The organism is Metapseudomonas phytobenefica (assembly GCF_043392685.1).
GTDB lineage: Bacteria > Pseudomonadota > Gammaproteobacteria > Pseudomonadales > Pseudomonadaceae > Metapseudomonas.
The window spans coordinates 24,822-32,664 of the sequence record NZ_JBHZGM010000047.1; the positions used below are offsets into that span (position 1 = coordinate 24,822).

The 7,843-nt window shown below is 63.4% G+C and carries 6 protein-coding genes; 1 reads left to right on the forward strand and 5 read right to left on the reverse strand.

The window, feature by feature from the left end:
* Positions 1-14: 14 nt before the first annotated feature.
* The 5 genes from purB to ACFW0B_RS24485 form a co-directional block, all read right to left on the reverse strand.
* Positions 15-1,385, reverse strand: a complete 1,371-nt coding sequence (gene purB / locus ACFW0B_RS24465; RefSeq protein WP_449151556.1) for an adenylosuccinate lyase — start codon at positions 1,383-1,385, stop codon at positions 15-17.
* Between the two features lie 109 nt (positions 1,386-1,494).
* Positions 1,495-2,115: a high frequency lysogenization protein HflD gene (hflD, locus tag ACFW0B_RS24470; RefSeq protein ID WP_449151557.1), complete on the reverse strand. Its 621-nt coding sequence runs from the start codon at positions 2,113-2,115 to the stop codon at positions 1,495-1,497.
* Positions 2,112-3,230 (reverse strand): tRNA 2-thiouridine(34) synthase MnmA, encoded by a 1,119-nt coding sequence (mnmA, locus tag ACFW0B_RS24475; protein ID WP_449151558.1) that lies wholly within the window; start codon positions 3,228-3,230, stop codon positions 2,112-2,114. Before mnmA ends, hflD begins: the two co-directional genes overlap by 4 nt.
* Before the next feature lie 55 nt (positions 3,231-3,285).
* Positions 3,286-3,729 (reverse strand): NUDIX hydrolase, encoded by a 444-nt coding sequence (locus ACFW0B_RS24480; RefSeq protein ID WP_449151559.1) that lies wholly within the window; start codon positions 3,727-3,729, stop codon positions 3,286-3,288.
* A 102-nt stretch (positions 3,730-3,831) separates the two neighbouring features.
* Complete coding sequence (locus ACFW0B_RS24485; protein ID WP_449151560.1) at positions 3,832-6,060, reverse strand: NADP-dependent isocitrate dehydrogenase; 2,229 nt, start codon at positions 6,058-6,060, stop codon at positions 3,832-3,834.
* A 358-nt stretch (positions 6,061-6,418) separates the two neighbouring features.
* Between ACFW0B_RS24485 and icd the strand changes: the two genes are divergently transcribed.
* Entirely contained in the window at positions 6,419-7,675 is a 1,257-nt protein-coding gene (gene icd, locus ACFW0B_RS24490) for an NADP-dependent isocitrate dehydrogenase (RefSeq protein ID WP_449151561.1), read from the forward strand.
* Positions 7,676-7,843 lie beyond the last annotated feature (168 nt).

Here is a 7,843-nt window from a genome sequence, read left to right on the forward strand (position 1 = left end):
TGGTTCAAAACCGATCAGATGCGCTTGGCCTGGGCTACGGCGTTACCGATGTAGCTGGAGGGGGTAAGCTTGCGCAGTTCGGCCTTGGCCTCGGCCGGAATCTCCAGGCCCTCGATGAAGGTCTGCAGCGCTTCCGGGCTGATGCCCTTGCCGCGAGTCAGTTCCTTGAGCTTCTCGTACGGGTTTTCGATCGCGTAGCGACGCATTACGGTCTGGATCGGCTCGGCGAGGACTTCCCAGCAGGCGTCCAGGTCTTCAGCGATGCGCTGGGCGTTGAGCTCCAGCTTGCCGATGCCCTTCAGGCTGGCTTCATAGGCGATTACGCTGTGGGCGAAGCCGACACCGAGGTTGCGCAGCACGGTGGAATCGGTCAGGTCGCGCTGCCAGCGGGAGATCGGCAGCTTGCTGGCCAGGTGCTGGAAGAGCGCGTTGGCGATGCCGAGGTTGCCTTCGGAGTTCTCGAAGTCGATCGGGTTGACCTTGTGCGGCATGGTCGAGGAGCCGATCTCGCCGGCAACGGTCTTCTGCTTGAAGTAGCCAAGGGAGATGTAGCCCCAGACGTCGCGGTCGAAGTCGATGAGGATGGTGTTGAAGCGGGCGATGGCATCGAACAGCTCGGCGATGTAGTCATGCGGCTCGATCTGGGTGGTGTAGGGGTTCCACGCCAGGCCCAGGTCGCCTTCGATGAATTCGCGGGCGTTGGTTTCCCAGTCGACGTCCGGGTAGGCGGACAGGTGGGCGTTGTAGTTGCCGACGGCGCCGTTGATCTTGCCCAGCAGCGGTACGGCGGCTACCTGGGCGATCTGGCGCTCCAGGCGGTAGACGACGTTGGCCATTTCCTTGCCGAGGGTGGTCGGCGAGGCCGGCTGGCCGTGGGTGCGGGACAGCATGGGAACATCGGCGAAACGCACCGCCAGATCGCGGATGGCGTCGGCCAGCTGGCGCATCAGTGGCAGCACGACCTGGTCGCGGCCCTCGCGCAGCATCAGGGCGTGGGACAGGTTGTTGATGTCCTCGCTGGTGCAGGCGAAGTGGATGAATTCGCTGACCTTGGCCAGCTCGGGCAGCTTGGCGGCCTGCTCCTTGAGCAGATATTCCACGGCTTTCACGTCGTGGTTGGTGGTGCGCTCGATTTCCTTGATGCGCTCGGCATGCTCCAGCTGGAAGTCTTCGGCCAGCTTGTCGAGCAGGGCGTTGGCTTCGGCGGAGAAGGGTGCGACTTCCGGGATACCGGCATGGGCGGCAAGGCGCTGCAGCCAGCGGACCTCTACCTGGACGCGAAAACGGATCAGGCCGTATTCGCTGAAGATCGGGCGCAGAGCGCTGGTTTTGCCGGCGTAGCGGCCATCTACGGGGGAAACCGCGGTGAGCGAGGAAAGCTGCATGAGTGCGTTCTCGGACAATCGGTCAACGAAAAGGGGCGCACATCATACATGGTTTTCGTCCCGCTCGCTGCCTGTGCGCCAGGGTCGACGACGCATGGCGCCTCAGGAGTCAGCCGCGCAGGAGCGGGTACAGCTCGTTGAGCAGCTTGCGGCGGCTGAACAGGAGCTGCCAGCGGTTGCCGCCCAGCTGGCGCCAGAGGCGCGCAGCGCGGATGCCGGTGAGCAGTAGGGCGCGGATCTTCGCGGCGTTGCTCGATTGCTGCAGGTGGCGCATGTCGCCATGCACTTGGATGCGCTGGCGGAACGTGCTCAGCGTGTCCTGATAGAGGCTGGCACAGGCGGCTATGACGTTGTCGTGCACCAGGCCGAAGTGCTGCACCTGCTGCTGGATCTGGTCCAGGCGGTTGCCAATGACTTCCAGCATGTCGCCGCGCTTGGCCAGCTGGCGCTCCAGGGTGAGCAGGGCGAGGGCGTAACGCAGGGGTTCGCGCTGCAGGCTGGCGGGCTCGCGTTCCAGGGCGCTGGCCAGGGCCTTGTAGCCGTCGCGCAGGTTGATGTCGTCGCCGCCGTAGACTTCCAGGGTGTCCTTCGGGTCGCGGATCAGCAGACTGCCGAGCATGCAGCCCAGCGGCGATTCGCTGACCTGGCCGGTCTTGGCGATGCGGTCCACCAGGGCGGCGGCTTCGAAGACGGCGCCGAGGGCGACCAGTTGCTCGCGGGTCTGGTTCATGGGCGCTGGACTCCGGCATCCCAGGGTTCTGCGCTTTCGATCACGCCGCCGCCGAGGCAGACCTCGCCGTCGTAGAACACCACCGACTGGCCAGGGGTGACGGCGCGCTGCGGCTCGTCGAACACGGCAATGTAGCCGTCCGGGGTCTGTTCCAGGGTGCAGGGCTGGTCGCTCTGGCGATAGCGCACCTTGGCCTTGAGGCGGCGCGGCTGGCTGAAATCGACGGGGTTGACCCAGTAGATCTCCGAAGCTTTCAGCGAGCGGGAAAACAGCCAGGGGTTGTCGTTGCCCTGGCCGACGATCAGCACATTGCGCGAGAGGTCCTTGGCCAGCACGTACCAGGGGTCGTCGCTGGCGTCCTTCATGCCGCCGATGCCCAGGCCCTGGCGCTGGCCGATGGTGTGGTACATCAGGCCGTGATGGCGGCCGATGACTTCGCCTGCGGTGGTCTCGATGTCGCCGGGCTGGGCGGGCAGATACTGCTTGAGGAAATCGGTGAAGCGCCGCTCGCCGATGAAGCAGATGCCGGTGGAGTCCTTCTTGCGAGCGGTGGCCAGGCCATGCTTTTCGGCGATGGCGCGAACTTCCGGCTTCTCCAGTTCGCCCACCGGGAACAGGGTGCGGGCGATCTGCTCGCCGCCGACGGCATGGAGGAAGTAGCTCTGGTCCTTGTTCGGGTCCAGGCCCTTGAGCAGTTCGGTGCGGCCATCGATATCGCGGCGGCGCACATAGTGGCCGGTGGCGATCAGGTCAGCTCCCAGCGACAGGGCGTAGTCGAGGAAGGCTTTGAACTTGATCTCGCGATTGCAGAGGATGTCCGGGTTCGGCGTGCGGCCGGCCTTGTACTCGGCAAGGAAGTGCTCGAACACGTTGTCCCAGTACTCCGCCGCGAAGTTGGCCGTGTGCAGCTTGATGCCGATGCGGTCGCAGACGGCCTGGGCGTCGGCCAGGTCGACCTTGGCGGTGCAGTATTCGGTGCCGTCGTCCTCGTCCCAGTTCTTCATGAACAGGCCTTCCACCTGATAGCCCTGTTCGAGGAGGAGGAGGGCGGAGACCGAAGAATCGACGCCGCCGGACATGCCGACTATGACGCGGGTATTGGCTGGATCACGCATGGGAATCTGCACTGGCTGTTACGCAAAAGCGGAATTCTATCAGGCTGGGTGGCGTTCAGGCGACGCGGATCAGGCTGAGGGGGAAGCGCTCGCCTTCCAGGTAGTCGTCGATGCAGCGCAGGACCAGGTGGCTGCGCCAGCGCTCCTGCTCGGCCAGGAGTTCGTCGCGGGTCAGCCAGCGCGGGCCGATGATGCCTTCGTCCAGGGCCTGCTCTGGGTGATGCCGCACCGGCCTGGCAGCGAAGCACACGCGCTGGTAGGTCACGCCATTGCTGGGCGCGGTGTAGAGGTAGATGCCGGTGACGGCCGTCAGCTTCACTTCCCAGCCGGTTTCCTCGAAGGTTTCCCGCAGCGCTGCTTCCAGCAGGGTCTCGTTGGCTTCCAGGTGGCCGGCGGGTTGGTTGAACACGGCGCGGCCATCGGCTTCTTCCTCCACCAGAAGGAAGCGGCCCTGGTCCTCGACAATGGTCGCGACGGTGATGTGGGGTTGCCAGGTCATCGGCAAGGCTCCGAAAAAGGGGGGGCGACATGATAAGTCGCCGGTGGCGGAAAAAAGAAACCCCGGGCAAGGCCCGGGGTTTCTCCTGTCGTCCTGCGGCGATTAGGCCAGCAGAGCGTCGATCGCAGCGTTGAAGGTGGCGCTGGGGCGCATCACCTGGCTGGTCAGTTCCGGGTTCGAGCGGTAGTAGCCGCCGATGTCCACGGCCTTGCCCTGGGCGCCGTTCAGTTCCGCGACGATGGTCGCTTCCTGCTCGGTCAGGGTCTTGGCCAGCGGAGCGAAGTGCGCCTTCAGTTCGGCGTCGTCGTTCTGCGCGGCCAGGGCCTGGGCCCAATACAGGGCCAGGTAGAAGTGGCTGCCACGGTTGTCCAGCTCGCCAACCTTGCGCGCCGGGGACTTGTTGTTGTCCAGCAGCTTGCCGGTGGCTTCGTCGAGGGTCTTGCCCAGGATCTTGGCCTTGGCGTTGCCGGTCTTGATACCGGTTTCTTCCAGGGAAACGGCCAGGGCCAGGAACTCGCCGAGGGAATCCCAGCGCAGGTAGTTCTCTTCCACCAGCTGCTGTACGTGCTTGGGTGCCGAACCACCGGCGCCGGTCTCGTACATGCCGCCGCCGGCCATCAGCGGAACGATGGAGAGCATCTTGGCCGAAGTGCCCAGTTCCATGATCGGGAACAGGTCGGTCAGGTAGTCACGCAGTACGTTGCCGGTCACCGAGATGGTGTCCTGGCCGCGAATCATGCGCTCCATGGACACGCGGATGGCTTCGTTGTAACCCATCACGCGGATGTCCAGACCGGTGAGGTCGTGGTCCTTGAGGTACAGCTCGACCTTCTTCTGCAGCTCGCGGTCGTGGGCGCGCTCCGGGTCCAGCCAGAAGATGGCCGGGGTGTTGGACAGGCGGGCGCGAGTGACGGCCAGCTTGACCCAGTCACGGATCGGGGCGTCCTTGGTCTGGCAGGCGCGCCAGATGTCGCCAGCTTCCACTTCATGCTGCATCAGCACGGTGCCGTCGGCGGCCACGACGCGCATAGTGCCGTCGGCGGTCATTTCGAAGGTCTTGTCGTGGGAGCCGTACTCCTCGGCCTTCTGGGCCATCAGACCGACGTTCGGCACGCTGCCCATGGTGGTCGGGTCGAAGGCGCCGTTGGTCTTGCAGAAGTTGATCATCTCCTGGTAGATGCGGGCGTAGGTGCTTTCCGGCATCACCGCCTTGGTGTCTTTCTGCTTGCCATCCTTGCCCCACATCTGGCCGGAGTTGCGGATCATCGCCGGCATGGAGGCGTCGACGATCACGTCGCTCGGGATGTGCAGGTTGGTGATGCCTTTAACGGAGTCGACCATCGCCATTTCCGGACGGTGGCTGTACACCTCGTGGATGTCGTGAAGGATCTCTTCCTGCTGGGAGGCCGGCAGCACCTTGATCTTGTCGTAGACGCTGCTGATGCCGTTGTTCGGGTTAACGCCCAGTTCCTTGAACAGTTCGCCGTACTTGTCGAACACGTCCTTGTAGTAAACGCTGACCGCGTGGCCGAAGACGATCGGGTGGGAGACCTTCATCATGGTCGCCTTGACGTGCAGGGACCACATTACGCCGGTTTCCTTGCAATCCTGCAGGGTCTGCTCGAAGAAGGCGCGCAGCTTCCGGCAGCTCATGAACATGCTGTCGAGGACTTCGCCGTCCAGCAGGGAAAGCTGCTTCTTGAGCTCTACCTTGCCGTCCTTGCCGACGAATTCGATGCGCACGTCACCGGCCTTGGCCATGGTGATGGACTGCTCGCTGGAGAAGAAGTCGCCGCCACGCATGTAGTCGGCGTGGGAGCGGGAGGCCATGCTCCACTTGCCCATGGAATGCGGGTGCTTGCGGGCGTAGGCCTTGACGGCGGCGGGAGCGCGGCGGTCGGAGTTGCCTTCACGCAGGACCGGGTTCACGGCGCTGCCCAGTACCTTGGCGTAGCGGGCGCGGATTTCCTTTTCTTCGTCGGTCTGCGGGTCTTCCGGGAAGTTCGGCACGTCATAGCCCAGGGCCTGCAGCTCGGCGATGGCGCCCTTGAGCTGGGGCACGGAGGCACTGATGTTCGGGAGCTTGACGATGTTGGCGTCGGGCGAGGTGGCCAGCGTTGCCAGGTAGGCCAGGTCGTCTTCGATGCGCTTGTCAGCGGGAAGCTTGTCAGCGAAGGAGGCCAGGATGCGTCCTGCAAGAGAGATGTCGCGAGTTTCGACGTCGATACCGGCTGAGGCGGAGAAGGCTTTGACGATGGGGAGGAGCGAGTAGGTGGCGAGCGCGGGGGCTTCGTCGGTGAAGGTGTAGGTAATCTTCGGACGGTTGGACATTAACGTTTAACTCTCTTCTTTTCTGGGCGCGCACAGAGTCTCGAAGCGCATTGGTAGACGCATTCGCTCAATGTCGAATATTGAGCTAAGTCGAGAATTGCCGCGGGGGTAATGGAGCGCCAGTAGAGCGTTGTGCAGCCTGTCCATGGTGGTGGCATGGCTGCGGCGAGGACAGTGAGTCTGGTCCCAGACTGCTCGCCCCCGATGACTGTAAAGTCACGGCGCGCAGTATATCACTCCTTTGCGCGGGCTGGCTCGGGCGTGCGATTTCGACTAAGGAAGATATGGTCGATGACCGGACAAGTGGAGTAGGCTCACGCGTTGCAAGAGCGTTCTCAACCAAAACACGGAGCTCAGCATGGGATACCAAAAGATCCAGGTGCCGGCAGTCGGTGACAAAATCACCGTCAACGCAGATATGTCCCTGAACGTACCGAACAACCCGATCATTCCCTTCATCGAGGGTGACGGCATCGGCGTCGACATCAGCCCTGTCATGATCAAGGTGGTGGATGCCGCCGTCGCCAAGGCGTACGGCAATGCCCGCAAGATTTCCTGGATGGAGGTCTATGCCGGCGAGAAGGCCACCCAGGTCTACGATCAGGACACCTGGCTGCCGAAAGAAACCCTCGAAGCCGTTCGCGACTACGTCGTTTCCATCAAGGGGCCGCTGACCACGCCGGTCGGCGGCGGTATCCGATCGCTCAACGTGGCCCTGCGCCAGGAGCTCGATCTCTATGTCTGCCAGCGTCCGGTGCGCTGGTTCGAAGGCGTGCCCAGCCCGGTGAAGAAGCCCGGCGACGTCGACATGGTGATCTTCCGCGAGAACTCCGAAGACATTTACGCCGGCGTCGAGTGGAAGGCCGGCAGTCCCGAGGCCGAGAAGGTCATCAAGTTCCTCACCGAGGAAATGGGCGTCAAGAAGATCCGTTTCACCGAGAACTGCGGCATCGGCATCAAGCCGGTTTCCCAGGAGGGCACCAAACGCCTGGTGCGCAAGGCCCTGCAGTACGCCGTGGATAACGATCGCAGCTCCCTGACCATCGTCCACAAGGGCAACATCATGAAGTTCACCGAAGGTGCCTTCAAGGAGTGGGGCTACGAGGTCGCTCGCGACGAATTCGGCGCCGAGCTGCTCGATGGCGGGCCGTGGATGCAGTTCAAGAACCCGCGTACCGGCAAGAACATCGTGGTCAAGGATGTGATCGCCGACGCCATGCTGCAGCAGATCCTGTTGCGCCCGGCCGAGTACGACGTGATCGCCACCCTCAACCTGAACGGTGACTACCTGTCCGACGCCCTGGCGGCCGAGGTGGGCGGTATCGGTATCGCGCCCGGCGCAAACCTGTCCGATACCGTCGCCATGTTCGAAGCCACCCACGGTACCGCGCCGAAGTATGCAGGCCAGGATAAGGTGAACCCGGGTTCGCTCATCCTCTCCGCCGAGATGATGCTGCGCCACATGGGCTGGACCGAAGCCGCTGACCTGATCATCAAGGGCACCAACGGTGCCATCGCCGCGAAGACCGTGACCTACGACTTCGAGCGTCTGATGGATGGCGCTAAGCTGCTGTCCTGCTCCGAGTTCGGCGACGCCCTCATCGCTCACATGTGAGCCTGACGGCGGACACGAAAAGGCCGGTCATCTGACCGGCCTTTTTTATGGGTGCGCCAGGCATGGCGCGTAGCGCCGTGACTGGCGCTGTTCGGTTCACTGTGGTGGTGAACTGGACGACTTGGAGGTGGAAGTCCTCTGCACGCCCGGCAAGGGGAAGTGCTAGCG